Annotated in this window: 19 protein-coding genes; 2 read left to right on the forward strand and 17 right to left on the reverse strand. The window is 38.2% G+C overall.

Annotated features, from left to right (window positions below; translation table 11 throughout):
* Nucleotides 1-12: 12 nt before the first annotated feature.
* The 6 genes from ABF682_RS04805 to ABF682_RS04830 all read right to left on the reverse strand — a co-directional run bounded on the left by ABF682_RS04805 (nt 13) and on the right by ABF682_RS04830 (nt 5,648).
* Nucleotides 13-2,238 carry a RelA/SpoT family protein gene (locus ABF682_RS04805; protein WP_415619154.1) on the reverse strand — a complete coding sequence of 742 codons (2,226 nt, stop codon included), beginning with the start codon at nt 2,236-2,238 and terminating at the stop codon, nt 13-15.
* A 143-nt stretch (nt 2,239-2,381) separates the two neighbouring features.
* On the reverse strand, nt 2,382-2,708 hold the full coding sequence (locus ABF682_RS04810) for a hypothetical protein (RefSeq protein WP_289977124.1): 327 nt from the start codon (nt 2,706-2,708) through the stop codon (nt 2,382-2,384).
* A 34-nt stretch (nt 2,709-2,742) separates the two neighbouring features.
* Nucleotides 2,743-3,501 (reverse strand): 16S rRNA (uracil(1498)-N(3))-methyltransferase, encoded by a 759-nt coding sequence (locus ABF682_RS04815; protein ID WP_415619155.1) that lies wholly within the window; start codon nt 3,499-3,501, stop codon nt 2,743-2,745.
* A 3-nt stretch (nt 3,502-3,504) separates the two neighbouring features.
* Nucleotides 3,505-4,401: a 50S ribosomal protein L11 methyltransferase gene (gene prmA / locus ABF682_RS04820; protein WP_415619156.1), complete on the reverse strand. Its 897-nt coding sequence runs from the start codon at nt 4,399-4,401 to the stop codon at nt 3,505-3,507.
* 34 nt (nt 4,402-4,435) lie between these two features.
* Nucleotides 4,436-4,927: a DUF3013 family protein gene (locus ABF682_RS04825; RefSeq protein ID WP_415619157.1), complete on the reverse strand. Its 492-nt coding sequence runs from the start codon at nt 4,925-4,927 to the stop codon at nt 4,436-4,438.
* Nucleotides 4,928-5,048: 121 nt separating this feature from the next.
* Nucleotides 5,049-5,648, reverse strand: coding sequence for a TetR/AcrR family transcriptional regulator (locus ABF682_RS04830; protein ID WP_415619158.1), 600 nt, complete (start codon nt 5,646-5,648; stop codon nt 5,049-5,051).
* Nucleotides 5,649-5,840: 192 nt separating this feature from the next.
* On the opposite strand from ABF682_RS04830, the gene ABF682_RS04835 reads away from it, so the two are divergent.
* Together ABF682_RS04835 and ABF682_RS04840 are read left to right on the forward strand one after the other, a co-directional pair.
* Nucleotides 5,841-6,800 (forward strand): nucleoside hydrolase, encoded by a 960-nt coding sequence (locus ABF682_RS04835; RefSeq protein ID WP_415619159.1) that lies wholly within the window; start codon nt 5,841-5,843, stop codon nt 6,798-6,800.
* A 13-nt stretch (nt 6,801-6,813) separates the two neighbouring features.
* Nucleotides 6,814-7,164 (forward strand): hypothetical protein, encoded by a 351-nt coding sequence (locus ABF682_RS04840; protein ID WP_415619160.1) that lies wholly within the window; start codon nt 6,814-6,816, stop codon nt 7,162-7,164.
* 124 nt (nt 7,165-7,288) lie between these two features.
* Here the strand turns inward: ABF682_RS04840 and lepA are convergent, their stop codons facing one another.
* From lepA to rnpM, 11 genes are all read right to left on the reverse strand, one after another.
* Nucleotides 7,289-9,112 carry a translation elongation factor 4 gene (gene lepA / locus ABF682_RS04845; RefSeq protein WP_289977130.1) on the reverse strand — a complete coding sequence of 608 codons (1,824 nt, stop codon included), beginning with the start codon at nt 9,110-9,112 and terminating at the stop codon, nt 7,289-7,291.
* A gap of 146 nt (nt 9,113-9,258) precedes the next feature.
* Nucleotides 9,259-10,404, reverse strand: coding sequence for a molecular chaperone DnaJ (gene dnaJ, locus ABF682_RS04850; protein ID WP_415619161.1), 1,146 nt, complete (start codon nt 10,402-10,404; stop codon nt 9,259-9,261).
* Nucleotides 10,405-10,515: 111 nt separating this feature from the next.
* Nucleotides 10,516-12,363 carry a molecular chaperone DnaK gene (dnaK, locus tag ABF682_RS04855; protein ID WP_289977132.1) on the reverse strand — a complete coding sequence of 616 codons (1,848 nt, stop codon included), beginning with the start codon at nt 12,361-12,363 and terminating at the stop codon, nt 10,516-10,518.
* A 30-nt stretch (nt 12,364-12,393) separates the two neighbouring features.
* The gene (gene grpE / locus ABF682_RS04860; protein ID WP_289977133.1) at nt 12,394-13,017 is read right to left on the reverse strand and encodes a nucleotide exchange factor GrpE; all 624 of its coding nucleotides are present in this window, start codon (nt 13,015-13,017) and stop codon (nt 12,394-12,396) included.
* A gap of 15 nt (nt 13,018-13,032) precedes the next feature.
* Nucleotides 13,033-14,067 carry a heat-inducible transcriptional repressor HrcA gene (hrcA, locus tag ABF682_RS04865; RefSeq protein ID WP_289977134.1) on the reverse strand — a complete coding sequence of 345 codons (1,035 nt, stop codon included), beginning with the start codon at nt 14,065-14,067 and terminating at the stop codon, nt 13,033-13,035.
* A 108-nt stretch (nt 14,068-14,175) separates the two neighbouring features.
* Nucleotides 14,176-15,126: a riboflavin biosynthesis protein RibF gene (ribF, locus tag ABF682_RS04870; protein ID WP_289977136.1), complete on the reverse strand. Its 951-nt coding sequence runs from the start codon at nt 15,124-15,126 to the stop codon at nt 14,176-14,178.
* Between the two features lie 13 nt (nt 15,127-15,139).
* On the reverse strand, nt 15,140-16,048 hold the full coding sequence (truB, locus tag ABF682_RS04875; protein ID WP_415619162.1) for a tRNA pseudouridine(55) synthase TruB: 909 nt from the start codon (nt 16,046-16,048) through the stop codon (nt 15,140-15,142).
* Between the two features lie 233 nt (nt 16,049-16,281).
* Nucleotides 16,282-16,638, reverse strand: a complete 357-nt coding sequence (gene rbfA / locus ABF682_RS04880) for a 30S ribosome-binding factor RbfA (RefSeq protein ID WP_289977139.1) — start codon at nt 16,636-16,638, stop codon at nt 16,282-16,284.
* Nucleotides 16,639-16,667: 29 nt separating this feature from the next.
* A complete protein-coding gene (infB, locus tag ABF682_RS04885; protein WP_415619163.1) occupies nt 16,668-19,232 on the reverse strand; it encodes a translation initiation factor IF-2 in 2,565 nt (854 codons plus the stop codon).
* Between the two features lie 76 nt (nt 19,233-19,308).
* Entirely contained in the window at nt 19,309-19,614 is a 306-nt protein-coding gene (locus ABF682_RS04890; protein WP_289977142.1) for a L7Ae/L30e/S12e/Gadd45 family ribosomal protein, read from the reverse strand.
* Complete coding sequence (rnpM, locus tag ABF682_RS04895) at nt 19,607-19,906, reverse strand: RNase P modulator RnpM (protein ID WP_415619164.1); 300 nt, start codon at nt 19,904-19,906, stop codon at nt 19,607-19,609. The genes ABF682_RS04890 and rnpM overlap by 8 nt, the downstream gene beginning before the upstream one ends.
* Nucleotides 19,907-19,920: the final 14 nt, after the last annotated feature.

A 19,920-nucleotide genomic window follows, 5' to 3' on the forward strand; every position in this document is an offset into this window, starting at 1 on the left:
TCAGCTTTCTCCTTAATGAATTGTTCTTTTAACTACATAGACATCCGGTACACGCTTAATATTATCAATAACTCGCTGCAAGTGAATTCCATCACGTATCCCAACCGTAACGTCCATTGTTGCAAGTTTATTGTTGTCAACTCGCCCATTAACTGACTTCAATTGGCGAGTACTATTATTAAGAGCTTGTAAAATATCATTCAGCAAACCTGAGCGGTTATACCCTTGAATTTGTAGATCTGCATTATAAAATGTTTTAGCATCTGGCACGATATTCCAGGTTACCTCAATAAAGCGACTTCCAGCTTGTTTAGCATTCTTCACATTAGGACAGTCTACACGATGTACAGAAACTCCACGCCCTTTTGTAATATAACCTACAATCTCATCTCCTGGGATTGGATTACAGCAATGACTCAATCTAACTAATAGGTTGTCAACCCCTGCGATTACAACATCTTCACCACTCTTAGCTTTTGGAGTACTTTGTCCATTTTCTTTTGTAAGTTCCTGGTGATCTTCTAACAGAGCCTTTTCTTCTTGTCGCTTTCGGCTTGATTCTTTTTCAGCTCTAATTTTCTCAGTGAGAATATTAATAACGCCAAGCGGTGCAACCTCACCAAACCCAATTGCTGCAAATAGGTCATCAGCACTTGAAAATTTACGTTTTTTCAAAACTTTTGCAATATTATCATTTATCAAAACAGCTTTCGGTTCGAAACCCATTTCAAGTAAATTCTCATCAATAATTTCTTTACCCTTATCAACATTTTCAACTCGATCTTGCTGTTTGAAGAAGCGTTTTATCTTATTGCGTGCCTTATTTGTATGCACCAATTTCAACCAGTCTTGACTGGGTCCCGCAGAATTCGATGAAGTTAAAATATCAACAATATCACCATTTTTAACCTGATAATCAAGTGGCACCATCTTGCCATTGACTTTTGTACCAACAGTCTTATTCCCGATTTCAGTATGGATCGAATAGGCCATATCTAGTGGGCCGGCACCTTTAGGTAATTCAAACACATCACCTTTAGGAGTAAATACATAAACACGGTCGCCAAATAAGTCACCTTTCACACTCTCGACAAATTCTGCAGCATCACTGCTGTCATCTTGCAACTCAATAATCTCTTTAAACCAATTAAGTTTTGTGCCAGTATCATTGCTAGCAATTGCTTCTGTCTTGCCTTCCTTATACGCCCAATGAGCAGCAATTCCATATTCAGCAACTCGGTGCATCTCAGAAGTTCTAATTTGTACTTCAAAGGGCTGACCTTTCGGACCGATTACAGTTGTATGCAGAGATTGGTACATATTTGCTTTTGGCATTGCAATATAATCTTTAAAACGCCCTGGCATAGGCTTCCATTGAGTATGAATTGCTCCTAAAACCGCGTAACAATCCTTGATAGAGTGCACAATGACTCTGACAGCCAAAAGATCATAAATCTGGCTAAACTGCTTATGCTGGTCTTTCATCTTACGATAAATTGAATAGATATGCTTGGGACGTCCATAAATTTCACAATCAACATTTAAGTCTGCAATTGATTTCTTAATATCAATAATTGCTTTATCAATATACTGAACTCTTTCTGTTCTCTTTGAGTTCATTAGGTGAACAATTCGATAATACTGCTGTGGATTAAGATAACGCAAAGAACCATCCTCTAATTCCCATTTGATGGTACTGATACCTAAGCGATCTGCCAGAGGAGCGTAAATCTCAAGTGTTTCGTTAGCAATTCTGCGTTGCTTGTCAGGGCGTAAATGGGATAAGGTCCGCATATTATGCAAACGATCAGCAAGTTTCACAATGATTACTCTTAGGTCTTTGCACATTGCCAATAGTAACTTGCGATGATTCTCTGCTAGCTGCTGCTGATGTGATTTATATTCAATTTTACTAAGCTTAGTAACCCCATCAACAATTATTTCAACATCTTTGCCAAATAATTCAGCTAAATCCCCTAAGGTAACCGGTGTATCCTCGACGACATCATGTAAGAATCCAGCACAGATTGTTGCTGGATCCATCTTCAAGTCCACAAGTATTCCCGCAACTTGGATTGGATGGATGATGTATGGTTCGCCTGACTGGCGCCGTTGATCTTTGTGCACATAATTAGCAAAGTCATATGCCTTTTTTACTAATGCTACGTGCTTTTCATTCATGTACTGCTGGACACCTCTGATTACATCATCTGCACTCCAGTTAGTTTCTTTTTCCATAATGTCCACTCCCAAAATCAGCTGCTCTTATTCTTTTTTTTCTACTCACTCAGAAATCGGTATACAAAGAAATGTGATAAAAGTTTTCGTTCCTTTCAAACACATTTTCCTCACAGGCTAAACCTGTTCTGATACTTTTTAAGCTAATCCTTAACTGCACCATATGTTAAAAAACCAATTAAGAGATAAATAAGCGCAATATAATATGCAAAACTCTCAAAAAACAATTTTACCCCAACGAGATATAAAAGCGGGAAAAAAAGTAAATAGATAAGCGACTGTTTCTTAATTCCCACAACTAATCCAGATAAAATTGTAAATACTACATTAATTCCAAAAAAAGCAAAAGTATATTTTTGAACATCTGTTAAGTCCATAAAGCTAAAAATAATTGGAACGACAATCGCTACCGCAGCTGCAAATGCCAAATACCATAAAGTCGTTACTGAAAATATTTTTTTTAAAGTCATTTTTAATCCTCACTTAATTATAATTGTCTATATTTTACCCTAATTCTAATGCGAATGAAAGTGCAGCGAGTAGATACAGTGGAGCTGTCTCAGCACGCATAATTCTTGGCCCGAATCCTGCAAAAATAAAACTATTTTCATCCATATATTCAACTTCCAGAGGTGATATCCCACCCTCAGTTCCAAAAACAGCAAGCAGTTTAGGTTGAGTTGAAGCTGTAATTTTCTTTTTAATTGAAGCGGTTAATTTGAATAAGTTGCTTTTCTCACCCTTTTTTGCTGATTCTTCATAAGCAACTAATCGGTAATCAAAGTGTAGTAATTCAATCGCAGTCAGACTTGGGCAATACTGAACACTTGGAATCTGAGTTCGATGTGCTTGCTGTGCAGCATTCAAAGCCACTTTCGTTAAACGTTCGACTTTTTTTGCTACTTTTTTTAGATCCCATTTTGCAACAGAGAATTCTCCAGCAAAAAAAATAAATTTACTGGCACCCAGTTCAGTTCCTTTTTGCACTATCCACTCAGCTTTGTCATTTTTGGAAAGTGCACAGGCAATTGTTACAGAAACCGGAAGCTCAACATCAGTTTCAACCCAACTGATCAATTCAGCATGAGCCTCTTCTTTTGTAATTTTTGTAATTCTCATCAAAGCCACTTTTTGAGTCTGCAAAACAAGTTCAAATTGGCTATCAATATGCAGCCTCATGACTCTAATTGCATGATGATAGATATCTGCCGGTAGAACTAAGTCATCAGCTATCTCGAACTTAGCAATGAAATATCGCTGCATTTTTCAATCCTCCAAATCTTTTTGGGCAATAAGTGCAATCCATTTTCCATCGCTCAGTGTCTCAATAATCTTTAATCCAGCCGCTTGTACCTGTGCTGTCATCTCGTCTTCTTTCTCAGCAATAATTCCCGCCATGATGAGCTTGCCTTGTGATTTTAAATGTTCTGGTATTTGCGGCAATAATAGAGTCTGCACCGTAGGCAATATATTGGCAAGTATGAGATCAGCTTGTCCGTTTGCTCCAGTCAGTAAACTATTTAGTTCTAGCTTGACATTATCAACAGTCCCATTTAATTCTAAGTTCCGTCTTGCAGATACAATGGCAGCATCTTCCACGTCACAGGCGTAGACACTCTTAACACCCAGCAGGCTTGCTGCAATGCTCAATATTCCAGTTCCAGTTCCAACATCAAAAACAACTTCAGATCCACGCACATAGGTTTCTAGTGCACGCAAAGCAAGTACTGTGGTCGGATGTGTTCCAGTCCCGAATGCTTGTTGCGGATCTAACCTAATAACAATTTCTGAACTTTGTTGTTTTTGATACTCTTCCCAAAAAGGAACAATCGCTAGAAAGCGGGTAATTCTTTGTGCGTGATAATACTTCTCCCACTCATCTTTCCAAGCCTGATCATCTATGACACAGCACTTGATGGTAACGTCTTTGGCATCAAACCCATACTCTTCGAGCTTAGTGATGCGTGTTCTAATAAAATCAACCTGATCATTGATCTTTTGGCGTAACTCAAAGAAACCGCTGATAATGACAGAATCACTTCGACCCGCTAAAAAGTCATCCTCATTTTTCTCAATTCCCTGTGCTTTCAAGTCCAACAGAATATTCTCAAGTGGTGCTTGTAATTCATTATTGGCCTCAATCGTTAATTTATTCCAGCGCAAATGAAATCCTCCAAACTGATTTTATCTCTTATACTTAGTATGGCAGCGTACCAGACACATTTTTTTGTTTTTCTCTAACCAAGTTCTCAAAGTTTTCTTCTGACCATTTCAATTCAAAATTCAATAAAAAATCCAGCTGCTCACTATTACTCAAAAATTGCTGCAGATTTTTGCGACCAGATAGCAATATTACTTTTAGGTACTCCAAAAAAGCTACGCCTCGTGCTCTCTTCCAACCAAGTCTACCCTCATATGCTATACAAGCCAAGAAGTCATCATTCCAAGCAGGCTTAAACTTTTGACGTGTGCTGTCATATAAAAGAATAGAATCTACAAATTCTATTGGGTTTTCTTTGGAGCTGTCACCAGTCATGTCCAATAGGAAGTGCTGTCCCTTTTGTTCAATACTAAAAGTGATGTCAACCGTAAAAGTATGCTCATCTTTGTTCCAAATTAAGTCTAAACCCCCGTCGAATCCTAGATTAGCCAAGCCCGCAACCAAAAACTCATTTAGACTTTGTTTCATCACTTCACCATCCTCATCAAATAGCTGAAAAGTTACTACTATATCAATAGTAATGTTTCATCTTGTTTGTGACAACATATTTATTCAGATATTTCCTCATTTAACTTTATTTAAACTTTTTTTAACTTAATTGCTGATCTACCATGCTAGATAATAACTCATACCCAGTTTGTAATATCAGCTGGCTTTTCTCAGGATTACCTAATGCACTCTGTCCTGTACTTAAAACAAATTGCCATAATAACTCACTTTTCATCTTAAATGTATCAGTTTTAAATTCAAAAAATTCCAATAGACTATCCAGTAATTCTTGCCTTAATTGCTGATATTCAGCAACTTTGTAAGTATCCTGTATCTGTTCATCACAACTTTCAAAAAAAATAATGGCGTTTAGATACCCCTTGTGCGTACCTGAAAAATTATCAAATGCCTTCCAAAATTCCGCAAAGTGTTGGCTTGAATTTAGTGGATGACTTTCTTGTTGCTGAATCTGTATCATTTCTAACAATTGTTTATACCCACGCAACATTATTTCAAAATATATCTGGTTCTTACTATCAAAGTAAGCATACAATGTTTTCTTACTAAATTCTGCTTCCTTAGCAATTTCATCAATGGTAGTTGTTTCAAAACCATTTTTAAAAAATTTGTTTTCAGCCGCAACTACTAAATCTTGTTTTTTTAATTCACGAATTTCAAATCTCCGCTCAATTTGTCCCAAAATAGTCACACCTATCTTTATATTTCGCAAAAGGTAACTCTTAGTATACTTTATAATAATCATAGTGTATCATATTAAACTCTGAGTTTCCAATCTTCGCCAATCCTCATTAAGCAACAGACTACCTAGTCACCTTTACTATTCTTTGGTAAGATATAAGTAAATATATATTTGAATTCTTGGAGGCAGCAAATGGCTAAATATAAAATGATATTAGACCTAGATACTGGTATTGACGATGCACTGGCACTAGCGTATGCGCTAGCAGATCAAGACTGTGATTTAATTGGCATCATTGGCTCTTATGGGAATGTACTTGTTAAGCAGGGTACACAAAATAGCCTCGACTTGCTTTCATTACTCGGAGCAGGCAGTATTCCAGTCTACGAAGGTCTCTCACATTCATCAACTACCTCAAGTTTCGCTGTGCAACCAGTTAGTGCACGCATTCATGGGGTTAACGGAGTAGCAAACTTAGAAATTACCCATACCTCAACAAAAGTTGCAAGTCAATCCGGCATCGACTTTCTAATTGATGCAATTCACAAATATAAAAAAGACCTGCTGTTAGTTCCAACTGGGCCGCTTACCAACTTAGCTGCTGCAATTAAGCAGGATCCCGCAATTACAAAATTGATTGGTCATGTAACATTAATGGGTGGCGCGTTAACAGTTCCTGGCAATGTTAGTCCTGTTTCAGAAGCAAACATTCATCAGGATCCGGAAGCAGCAAACGAAGTGTTCCAATCCGATATTCCTTTGACAATGGTCGGCTTAGACGTTACTACAAGAACATTGTTAACACAGCACGAAACTACGATTTGGCGTAATCTTAAAACAAAATCTGGCGATATTTATGCTGATTTAGTTGACTATTATATTGCTGCCTACAAAGAAACAAATCCTCATCTGCATGGGTGTGCTCTTCATGACCCCCTTGCTGTAGCTGCCGCACTTGAACCGAAGCTCCTTGAGACAGTTTATCTAAACATGAAAGTAGATACACAGGAACCTTATGAAGGACGCACAATTGGAGATGAGACTCGCTTGAACTTACCTGCAACAACAACGCAAGTAGCTGTCAATGTTGATGTTGAGCGTTTCGTTGCAAAATTTATGGAGCGACTTACATCGTTATTCGAGAAAAATTAATTGGGGTGATAAAATGACGAAAATTGCTTTAGGTTTGTATATCTTTTGGTTAGTCTTGTTGATACTCAAGTACCTCTCGCTTGAAAAAGATTCGTCCTTTTCTTATTTCCGCGTTTTCTTCGGGAGAATTACATGGTATCGAAATTCTCGGGTTTTGATATTATTGATAAGTTTGTTTTTGGTCGAGATTTTTCTCCCGCTTAAACAAGTATATCTGCTTTTTTTCATCACGGGATGCATAACCATCCTTATGCCACTAGCCAACTTTAAATTTGGAGCAGGCAAGGGATGGTCAAATCTGTTTGTCTTACTTATTGGTATTTGCATAACTGGTTTTTCAAGTTTGTTCCTTTTCCAAAATTAATTCATACTATTGCCAAAAGTAAAAAAAGTTCTTTAATCACTAATTTATTATATATAAAAAAAACGAGCCTTAACATTTTTACTTGTCAAAGTTCGTTTTTTCTATACATATATTTTAAGACATATTATTCTTCATTTGTTTTTAAGACTGCCATAAATGCTTCTTGCGGTACCTCGACAGTTCCAACGGATTTCATACGTTTTTTACCACGTTTCTGCTTATCCAATAATTTAGCACGTCGATCTGGATCACCAGTATGAATTTTAGCTGTAACATCCTTACGATATGCCTTAATATTTGTCCTAGCGATAATTTTCGCTCCTATTGCAGCCTGAATAGGAATTTCAAAATTCTGACGTGGAATTATTTCTTTTAGCTTACCAGTAATCACGCGGGCTCTTTGCGGTGCGAATTCACGATGAGCAATAAAACTGAGCGCATCAACCTTGCCACCATTCAACAAAATATCAATCTTTACCAAGTCTCCTGCACGAGTACCATCTAAGTCATAGTCAAGTGATGCATACCCTTTCGTACTGGACTTTAGCTTATCAAAGAAATCAAAAATTATTTCTGAAAGCGGCATCTCATAGATTACATTCACACGATAATCATCAAGATACTCCATTGTCACAAACTTTCCGCGTTTTGCCTGGCAAAGTTCCATAACAGACCCTACATAATCATTAGGAACCATAATCGTGGCTTTTACAAAAGGTTCATTGATTGTCTTTATTGCAGTTGATTCAGGCATTTCCGCAGGGTTAGAAACAATCTTATGCGCCCCATCAGTCAGCTCAACATCATAAGTCACCGATGGAGCAGTTGTAATCAAGTCCATATTAAACTCACGTTCGAGTCTTTCTTGGACCACATCCATATGCAAAAGTCCTAAAAACCCACAACGAAATCCGAACCCAAGTGCTGTTGAAGTCTCGGGTTCAAACTCCAATGCTGCATCATTTAACTGTAATTTTTCAAGTGCTTCCCTTAAATCATTATATTTTGCATTATCAGTCGGATAGAGTCCAGAATAAACCATTGGATTCATTTCACGATAGCCTTCCAATGCCTTTTCTGCCGGATTATCCGCGCTAGTTACTGTATCACCTACTCGGGTATCCTGGATATCCTTGATACCTGCAGTTAAATATCCAACATCACCTGCCATCAGCAGATCTCGCTTAATTGGTTTAGGGGAATTAACCCCTACTTCAACAACTTCATATTCTGTTTGACCATTCATCAACCGAATATGGTCACCGGGTTTAACGATACCCTCAAAAACACGAATGCTTAAAACAACTCCACGATAATCATCATAAACAGAATCAAAAATCAATGCTTTTAACGATCCTGCTATGCTACCCTTTGGAGCAGGAATATCGCGTACAATTTTTTCAAGCATCTCCTCAATGCCAATTCCCTTTTTTGCGCTTGCTAAAACAGCCTCTGAGGCATCAAGCCCGATGACGTCTTCAATCTCCTGTCGAACCACTTCAGGTTGTGCAGATGGTAAATCCACCTTGTTAATCACAGGTACAATCTCCAAGTCATCGTCCAAAGCCAAATAAACATTGGCAAGTGTTTGCGCCTCAACACCTTGTGCTGCATCAACAACCAAAACTGCTCCTTCACATGCAGCAAGACTTCTTGAAACCTCATAGGAGAAATCCACATGGCCTGGTGTATCAATCAAATGAAAAATATATGTTTTGCCATCTTTTGCATGATAGTTAAGTTCTACAGCATTCAACTTGATTGTAATACCACGTTCGCGTTCTAATTCCATGGAATCAAGAAGCTGTGCCTGCATTTCTCTTTTTGATACCGTCTCGGTTAATTCCAAGATTCGATCTGCCAAAGTAGATTTTCCGTGATCGATATGCGCTACAATTGAGAAATTGCGAATTCTTTTTTGGCGCTCCTTCAATAATTCAACATCCATGTATTAATTCCTACTTTCTTACTTGAAATGTTCTTTGAATCTAATTATAGCAAGCTGCCATACTAAATACAACGCACCCAGAAAGAACGTACAAATAAAGCCCAGCTCAAATTTAGTAATCCTAAAATCAAGCTAGACTTTATCTATTATTTTTTGTGTTTCTTTAATTTATCAAAAATTGATTCATTTTGTGTTTTTTCTCCACTGGCATCAGCAAAAGCGCGTAACGCTTCTTTTTGCCTCTGATTCAAGCCTTTGGGCGTTTGAATCTTAACAGTGACTTGCTGATCACCGTTACCATTACCACGTAGATATGGTGCTCCCTTACCTCGTAGCCTGAAGACTGTACCTGATTGAGTTCCAGCCGGGACCTTCATCTGTACCTCGCCATGAACAGTCTTGACTGTAACTTCATCTCCTAGTGTCGCCTGTACAAAACTAATTGGCATTTCAAAGAAAATATTAGCTCCATCTCGCTTAAATATCTTACTTGGAGCAACATTGAAGACAACATACAAATCACCATAAGGACCACCGTTCTCACCGGCTTCGCCTTGTCCTTGCAAACGCATTTGATTTCCATCTTCAACCCCCGCTGGAATTGAGACCTCAACCTCATGCTTGTTATGGACATGACCATCACCATGACAAGTTTCGCACTTGTCCTTGATAATCTTACCTGTCCCGTGACACACTTCACATTCTTGTTGTGTAACTACCTGTCCGAGTGGGGTTGATCTCTTGACACGGACAACACCACTACCACCACAATGTGAACAATTTTCTGGAGTGGTTCCTGGTTTAGCACCACTACCACCACAAGTCTTGCAAAGAGATTCTCTGGTATATTGGATACTTGTCTTCTTACCAAAGATGGCCTCCTCAAAAGTTAAGTCCATCTCATACTGTAAATCTCGTCCCTGTCTTGGAGCATTAGGATTGCGTGCTGCAGAACCGCCTCCACCAAAGAAAGAACTGAAAATATCCTCGAATCCGCCGCCTCCACCAAAGTCGCCAAATCCGCCACCAAAGCCACCATTTTGTCCTGAAAATCCACCAAAGCCTTGCTGAGCGCCAGTCGAACCATACTGATCAAACTGCGCCTTCTTTTGCGGATCACTAAGGATTTCATATGCTTCATTAATCTCTTTAAATTTTTCTTCTGCACCTGGTTCTTTGTTCAAATCTGGATGATACTTCTTAGATAGCTTACGATAAGCTTTCTTAATATCAGCGGCAGAGGTATCTTTGGATACACCCAAAACCTCATACGGATTTCTGTTTTCTGCCATTTTTACCCTCCATCATAAATAAGATGTTTGCTTAGCCTAGCGTAACATAGTGACAGCTAAATAAAAAGTCAAAGTCCAAAACTTGGTCTTTGACTTTTTATCAGCTAGCGACTATTTTTTATCGTCAGGATCAACTTCCTTGAAGTCACCTTCAACTGTATCGTCGTTAGATTTTTTGTCTGTATCAGCAGCTGCAGAATCTCCACCTGTTTTCTCTTGGGCTTCTTGCGCTTGTTGATATAACTTAACCGATAAATCTTGAACAATCTTCGTCAAATCATCTTTTTTAGTTTTCATTTCCTCAACATTATTTTCATCTTGGGCTTTCTTTAAAGCATCGCGTGCTTCTTCAGCCTTCTTGATTTCATCTTCAGAAACCTTATCTTTTATGTCTGATAATGTTTTGTCAGTTGTGAAGAGCAATTGATCGACTTCGTTCTTCAAGTCAACTTCATCTTTGCGTTTCTTATCTGTTTCTTCATTCTCTTGGGCTTCCTTAACCATCCGCTCGATTTCATCGTCTGAAAGTCCTGTTGAACTTTTAATGGTAATCTTTTGTTCTTTGTTTGTTCCCAGATCCTTAGCAGATACATTTACGATTCCGTTCTTATCGATATCGAATTTTACTTCGATTTGTGGGATTCCACGAGGAGCTGCTGGGATATCCGTTAATTGGAAACGACCAAGTGTCTTGTTATCTGCAGACATTGGACGTTCACCTTGCATGACATGAATATCAACAGCAGGTTGGTTATCTGCAGCAGTCGAGAAGACTTGCGACTTGCTTGTTGGAATTGTTGTGTTACGATCAATTAACTTCGTGAATACTCCGCCCATCGTCTCAATTCCAAGTGATAATGGAGTAACATCAAGTAAAACAACATCCTTAACATCACCAGTAATAACACCACCTTGGATAGCAGCACCCAAAGCAACAGCTTCATCAGGGTTAACTGATTGATTAGGTTTCTTACCCGTTTCAGATTCAACTGCAGCCTGTACAGCTGGAATACGTGTAGAACCACCAACCAAGATAACTTCGTCAATCTCACTCATTGAAAGTCCAGCATCTTTTAAGGCATTACGCACTGGAATTTTTGTTCTCTCAACTAAGTCAGCTGTTAAATTATCGAATTGTGCACGTGTTAAGGTCTTCTCCAAATGAAGCGGACCGTTCTCGCCAGCAGTAATAAATGGCAAGCTGATTTGCGAACTTGTAATTCCTGAAAGATCTTTCTTAGCTTTTTCAGCTGCATCCTTCAAACGCTGCATAGCCATTTTATCTTTTGAAAGGTCAATCCCATTTTCCTTCTTAAATTCAGCAATCAACCATTCCATAATCTTGCTATCGAAATCATCTCCACCAAGGAATGTATCACCATTTGTTGAAAGTACCTCGAATACCCCATCACCTAATTCAAGGATAGAGACATCGAAAGTCCCACCACCAAGGTCAAATACCAAGATTTTTTCATCACGGTCAGTCTTATCAAGACCGTATGCTAAAGCGGCAGCAGTTGGTTCGTTGACAATTCTTTCAACCTTTAGTCCAGCAATTTTACCAGCATCTTTTGTAGCTTGACGTTGACTATCGTTAAAGTAAGCAGGGACTGTAATAACTGCTTGCGAAACATCTTCACCAAGATATGATTCTGCATAATCCTTAATATATTGTAAAATCATCGCTGAAATTTCTTGAGGCGTATATTCTTTGTCTTGAATCTTTACTTTGTAACCAGCTTCACCCATATGACGTTTGATTGATGCAATTGTATCAGGGTTCGTAATTGCCTGTCTCTTTGCAACTTCTCCGACTTGAGTCTCACCGTTTTTAAATGATACAACAGAAGGAGTTGTACGATTTCCTTCAGGGTTAGTAATAATCTTAGCTTCTTTTCCTTCAAGAACGGCAACTGCAGAGTTAGTTGTTCCTAAATCGATTCCAATAATCTTTGACATTAATTTCAACCTCTTTCAAAAATTTTTAATTTATTGTGCAACGACTACCATTGCCGGTCGTAATACACGATCCTTCAACATATAGCCATCCTGAAATACTTCAATTACAGTTTCCGTCTTCTGACCTTCTCCAGCCGGAACGGACTTAACAGCTTGATGAAGTGTTGGGTCAAAGTCTTGACCAAGTGCTTCAATCTTTGTCACATTATTTGCCTTCAATGCTTTTTCCATATCGTTGAAAACAAGTTCGATTCCTCTTTTTAATTGTTTGGAAGCATCATCAGTAACTTCAATTTTTAATGCTCGATTCAAGTTATCAATAACTGGAAGAACATCTTTAGCAAGGCTCTGACCATCATAACGCAATAACTTTTCTTGCTCTTTCTTGAATCTTGTATGCATATTAGCCATTTCGGCCTCGGCTCTTAGATACTTATCCTCAAAACCATCGCATTTTTTTTGAAGTTCTGCTGCTTTTTGTTTTAATTCTTCTTTTTCAGAATCCTCACCATCCGCAACAGGTTCTTTTGAAGTCTCTTCCTTCGCTTGTTTTTCATCAACTTCTGGAATCTTTTCACCTTCAACAGGCTCTTCTGAAATATCCTCATTAGTTTTCAGAGTTTGCTTTTCTTCGCTTCCCTTTTGTTCTGACAAACAGACACCCCTTTTCTAATCATCATAAAAACTATAGTAATCCAATAATTTACGTGCCAATTCTTCTTGAAATGTTTGAACAAGTCCAATCATCTTAGAATATGGCATATTTGTTGGACCAAGCAGAGCAATTAATCCTTGTCCATGCTGTGCCACGTCGTAAGTGGTTGAAATCAAGCTGTAATTGCTTAATGAGCTGTTAGTCAGTTCGTCTCCAATTTTCACTTGAATTGTACCTGTCGAATTACCAATTAAATTATTAAGATCCTCAGAACGCTCAATCAAAGAATAGAGTTCTTTAATCTGATTGACATCTGCTTTACCAATAAAATTCAATAAATTCAACTTGCCACTCACAAAGAATTGCTCGCGCGCCGACCGCTCCAGAATATTCCCGAAAATATCAAGAAATCCTACAGGTCTTTGAACATAATGCAATAATAGAGGAATCGTCTCATGCAGTCTCTCAATTACCTGATCAAGCGGTAATCCAACAATCCGGTCATTGACCACACGAATTACGGCTTCGATCTCATCACCGCTCAATCCTCTAGGAACATTAAAGAGTTGGCTTTCAACGTTCCCATCACTGGTAACCAGCATCATCATTAGCTGCTGGTTACCAACCGGAAGAACCCTAAAACCCTGAAATCTAATATTTTTCGTCTCAGGTTTAAAAGCAATTGCAGTGTAATTGGTCATATCAGAAAGTATTTTCGCAGACTCAGCGACAATTTCATCAATCTTATAGAAATCATTGTCAAATGAGGAGCGGATGTCATCCAGTTGTTCTTGATTAACAGTATCAGGCTTAACAAGATTATCGATATAGTAACGATAACCTTTCAGAGTTGGTACCCTACCGGAAGAAGAATGTTCCTTGTTGATAAATCCCAGATGCTCCAGTGCTACCATCTCATTGCGGATAGTCGCAGAACTTACCTGCATTGGCAACTGTTCACCTAAAAATTTCGAACCAACAGGCCTTCTAACAGTTGTGTACTCCTGAATTATTGCTTCAAGAATTAACAATTGTCTCTTAGTAAGCATTTCAATCACCTCGATTAGCACTTAATGTTATAGAGTGCTAAGTCAATTATTAATATACAAGAACTGCTTAAATAAGTCAAGAAATGATGCCCAATTATCCCATATTTCTTATATTTCTCTTGCTTTCTTAAAGTATTTCCGTGTGTCTTCCTCATCTTTTTCTAACTGTGTAATTAGTCCTGCCGCCCCAGTATATTTAACTTGTCCCCTTAACTTCTCATACCAGTCAACTACTACATCTTGATCATATACCATCTGTGAAAAATCAAGTAAATTAATTTCTAGTGTGACCTCTCTCCCGGCGCCAAAAGTCTCATTTCGTCCAATCGATGCCATTCCTAAGACAACTTTACCGACAAGCGCAACTTTAACAACATATATTCCCTCTGCTGGCAGCATCTCTTGTGTATCAACTGCAACATTGATTGTGGGAAATCCAAGTTCACGCCCTCTTTGTTCACCATGAACAACTTTACCACTATTTTGATAATGATATCCCAAAAGCTCATTCGCACATGCAATATCACCATTCAAAAGTGCTTTTCGAATTCGTGTTGAGCTAATCTTTTGTTTCTTGTCATTTAAATGTTCCACTTCAATAACTTTAAAACGCTTTTCAGCATATTTTGAAAGGAGCCGCATATTTGCAGTGTCCTTCTTACCATACGTATAATCAGAACCAGCAACAATTGCCTCTGCATTCAATCCTACCATATATTTATCGACAAATTCTTGCGGTCCCATTTTGACCAGAAGATTATTCAATGAGACTACATATACAATATCAGCACCCATTTTTTCAAAAAGTTTAATTTTTTGCTCCAAAATGGTCAGATATTTAATATCTCGTGGATTCACTCCCTTGAACGGAATCGACGGGTGCATGTCTAGTGTCATTACAGCCAATCTTACATTTCGACTCTTGGCTTCGGTTTTCGCTCGGTGAATAACTGCTTGGTGTCCACGATGCACACCATCAAAAAAGCCTAGCGCTAAAACAATATCTCCTGTTGGTAGTATTGACTTGTTAAAAGGTTCTACTAAGTTGATTACTTGCACTTTCTATTCTCCTCTAAGTTAAATCAATCATCTGTTCGGGTTGATATCTTTCTTTCTCTTCATTGTAACGATAGATACATCTGGCTTTGTTTTGATACATCAAAACAATTTGTTTAGCTGTACCATTGACTTCATCAGGAAATAAGAAACCACCATTTTTAATAATTTCCCATTGTTTCTCATTTAACACGACATGAAAATATTTTTGTAATGCGTAATCAACTGGATATAGCAGACTTTCAAGCTTACCATTTTCTGCAGCCTCTGCTAATTCACTAATTTTAACAGCTTGGTCAATCGTAAAACCACCACTTGATAAACGTGATAGATCCGACATAACAGCTGGCACACCAAGCTGACGTCCTAGATCAACAGCTAACGTTCTAATATATGTTCCCTTTCCACAGCCAACTTCAAAATAGATTTTCTGATATCCACTGTCAAGATCAAAAACAGTTGGATTAGTCTGTTTGAAATATTCAATGTGAACATTTCTTTCAGGTCGCTCTACTGGATCTCCAGCACGGGCATAATCGTACAGTCTGCGGCCATTAACCTTGATTGCTGAATACATAGGCGGAATTTGAATCAAATCACCAGTTAACTCGTTCATTTTATCATTAATTTCTGCACTAGTGAATGGTTCGTTCATTGATTTTTTCTCAACAATTTCACCATCAAGATCTTCAGTCGTTGTTGAAAATCCCAGTGTGATTTCTCCAATATATATTTTACCTGAATCCATCAAGTAATTGACTACCTTTGTTGCCTTGCCAACACAAACTGGCAATACTCCGTCAACATTCGGATCAAGCGTCCCACTATGTCCAACCCGTCTCATTTTGAAGATTTTTCTGCATTTAAAAACACAATCAGTACTTGTCATTCCGCGTTCTTTGTATACTGGAATAATTCCGTCCATTTTTTCCTCCCAAAACGCTTTAAGATTACTAAAGAAAGAGACTGTAACAAAACAAACGTTTTGCGGCAGCCCCTTTCCTTTAAACTTATTTCAAAAGCCAGTCTTTGCTATATCTAATCACTCATAACAACAAAATCCAATTTATTCATGATTTTATAACAGCACAAAAGACGCAAACTCTTGCCACGCTCTTTTTTCAATTTCAAAGCCATCAATGTCCAAAAGATAATTTCTTAGTTTTCTGGACGATTCAACTTATTTAAAAGTTCATCAATGTGGTCACCATATTGGACCGAACGATCCCGTTCAAAAATCAGCTCAGGTGTCACGTAGATACTCAACCTTGAACCTAACTCTCTGCGAATCAATCCTTTAGCTTTCTCTAACCCAATTTGTGTCTTCTCGCCATCAGAGGCAAGTTCAGATAGAATGCTGTAATAAATGGTTGCTTGCTGCAAATCACCAGTAACCTGAACTCCTGTGATCGTAATTCCTTGAACTCGTGGATCACGAACTCTCTTCATCAAAATGTCTGTTACTTCTCGTTGGATTTCTTGAGATAAACGACCAACACGATAATTTTGTGCCATTGCGTCTCCTCCATCTAATTCTTAATTAATTACTCAACTGGAACTTCTTCCATGATAAATGCTTCAATTTGGTCACCAATCTTAATATCATTGTATTTTTCAACCATGATACCACATTCAAAGCCTTGCTTAACTTGCTTAACATCATCCTTGAAACGCTTCAAAGATGCTAACTTACCTTCATAGATCACAATTCCATCACGAATTACACGTACACCGCTGTCTCGTTGAATATACCCATCAGTCACATAACCACCACCGATTGTTCCGATCTTAGAAACTTTGTAAGTCTCACGAATTTCAACTTGTCCAATAATTTTTTCTTCAAAAACCGGTTCAAGCATTCCCTTCATAGCCGTCTCAATCTCGTCAATTGCCTGATAAATAACACGATGTAGACGAATATCAACGCTATCACTTTCAGCCTGTGACTTAGCCTGCGGTGTTGGACGAACGTTAAATCCTACAATAATGGCGTTAGATGCTTCAGCAAGTGTCACATCACTTTCGTTGATAGCACCAGGAGCCTGATGAATAATGTTAACACGCACACCCTCAACTTCAATTTTCTTTAAACTACCTGCAAGCGCCTCAACAGATCCTTGCACATCAGCCTTGATAATAACATTAACTTCTTTCAATTCGCCTTCTTTAAGTGAATCAAATAAGTTATCCAATGTAACATGTTGGATGTTGCTGTGTTCTTTCAATAGCGCACGCTTAGCACGCTCTTCACCAGCGGCACGCGCTGTTTTCTCATCACTAAAGACGATGAAACGGTCACCAGAATCCGGAACTTCATTTAAACCAGTAATCTCAACTGGTGTGGCAGGTAAAGCCTGTGTAATCTGTTGTCCTTTGTCGTTAATCATTGTACGAACACGACCAAATGTATTTCCGACAACAATCGGATCACCAACATGCAATGTTCCTTGTTGAACTAGTAATGATGCAACTGTTCCTTTTCCCTTATCCAAACGAGCTTCGATAACAGATCCAGCGCCATGTTGTTTAGGATTTGCACGTAACTCAAGAACTTCAGCTTGCAGCAAAATCATATCCAATAATTCGTCAAGGTTCTTACCAAATTTAGCCGATAATTCAACAAAAATTGTTTCACCACCCCAATCCTCAGGGATAAGTTCATATTCGGTTAATTGTTCCATTACATGATTAGGATTTGCACCTGGTTTATCAATCTTATTAACAGCAACAATGATTGGAACCTCTGCAGCCTTAGCATGATTAATAGCTTCAATTGTTTGTGGCATTACTCCATCATCTGCAGCAACAACAAGCACTGTAATATCGGTAATGTCAGCACCATGAGCACGCATGTTGGTAAATGCCGCATGGCCTGGTGTATCTAAGAAGGTGATCGTCTTGCCATCATGTTTTACTTGATAGGCACCAATATGCTGAGTGATTCCCCCAGCTTCGCCATCTGTGACATGAGTATGACGTAATTTATCAAGCAACGTTGTTTTACCATGATCAACATGCCCCATAATTGTTACAACTGGTGGACGAATTTCAAGATGCTTCGTATTCCCTTGTTCATCTTCAAAGAACTTATCAATATCGGCGACATCAACTTCAATTTTTTCTTCTGCTTTAATTCCATAATCGTCCGCCAAAACTTCAATTGTATCCTTATCCAAGGATTGATTCTGATTGACCATTACACCCATCATAAACAACTTCTTGATAATTTCTGCTGGCTCACGATGGATTTTCTTTGCTATATCAGCGACATTCATTCCTACTGTATAAACAAGTGTTTCTGGGAGCGGCCTATCCTTACGCGGTGGAACTGCTGGCTTTTTAGTTTCTTGGTATCGAGTATTCTTTTTATTTCTACGTTTCTTTTTGTTACTAAATCGATTTTGTGAATTCGAATTTTGACCAAATCTATTTTGACCAAAGTTATTAGAACGCGTGTTATTACTGTTCGATTTGTTTTCAAAACGGGAATTACTTTTTTTAGCAGAAGTGTTTGTGGCTGAACTCTGCTGATTACTAGTTGTTTGTTTCCTATTGTTCTGTGTAGCATTGCCTTGCGCCTTGTTACTCTGTTGAGTTCTACTATTATCACTTTGCTGTGTTCTGTTATTACTTTGAGCCCTGTTATTATTACTTTGTTGTGTTCTGTTATTACTTTGCTGTGTTCTGTTATTACTTTGCTGTGTTCTGTTATTATTACTTTGCTGTGTTCTATTACTACTTTGAGCCCCGTTATTACTTTGCTGTGCTCTGTTATTACTTTGAGCCCCGTTATTATGTTGAACTCCATTATTGTTGTTATTCGTTTTATTCTGAATTGGTCCGGCCTCTTTACTATTATTATTTCGTTGAGAACGCTGTGATTCATTTGAAATTTTCGCTTTTTTTGGTTCATTTACTGTAATCTTTTTCGCAGTATTTACCTTATCCGCAGTTTGCTTCAGTGCCTCTTTTACTTGGCGCTCCTCATTATCTCCAATTGTCGACATATGGTTATTGACAGCGAAACCTTTTTCCCGTGCTGTCTCAATCACAACTTTACTACTGACATTCAATTCTTTTGCTAACTCATAAATTCGCTTTTTTCCCATGTATTCACGCTCCAATCTCAACTATACAATTTATATCACTACAGATTGTATAGTCCAAACCTTTATGGTAAAAACATCAACTCAATAGCATTATAATTTTCTTGCTAAAACCTAAATCATCAATTGCCAGCATATTTCGTTTCGCTCCAATTGCCAAACTAAGTTCTTGCTGGGTAAAATCACAATTTATATTGACTTGATAGCTCTTACACTTGTCTATAAACTTCTTTTTAGTTCTTTCTGAACTATCACTGGCAACAAAAACAAGTTGCGCTTTCCGCGACCTAACTCTCTTCAAAACGCCTTCTTCACCAGTAGTCAACTTGCCAGCTCTTCTAGCAAGTCCAAGCATCTGCAAAACCCTTTGACTTTTATCAATCATTGCCAAATAGTTCCCTGCGTGCTGCTTGATGGTCAACAAACGCAACTAATTCATCATAAAACTCATCAGGTACTTTTATTCCAAAAGTTTTATCGAATGTACGCTCATCTTTCGCTTTTTTAGCTACCACAACATCTAACGAAATATATGCTCCACGACCTGGCTTTTTACCAGTTGGGTCAATACTGACTTCGCCTTCTTTATTCTTCACAATACGAACAAGTTCTTTTTTGGGCTTCATTTCTCCTAAAACAATATCCTTGCGCATAGGTATTTTACGTTGTTTTGCCATCTAATCATCTCCTT

The organism is Liquorilactobacillus sp., assembly GCF_047719775.1.
Classification (GTDB): domain Bacteria; phylum Bacillota; class Bacilli; order Lactobacillales; family Lactobacillaceae; genus Liquorilactobacillus.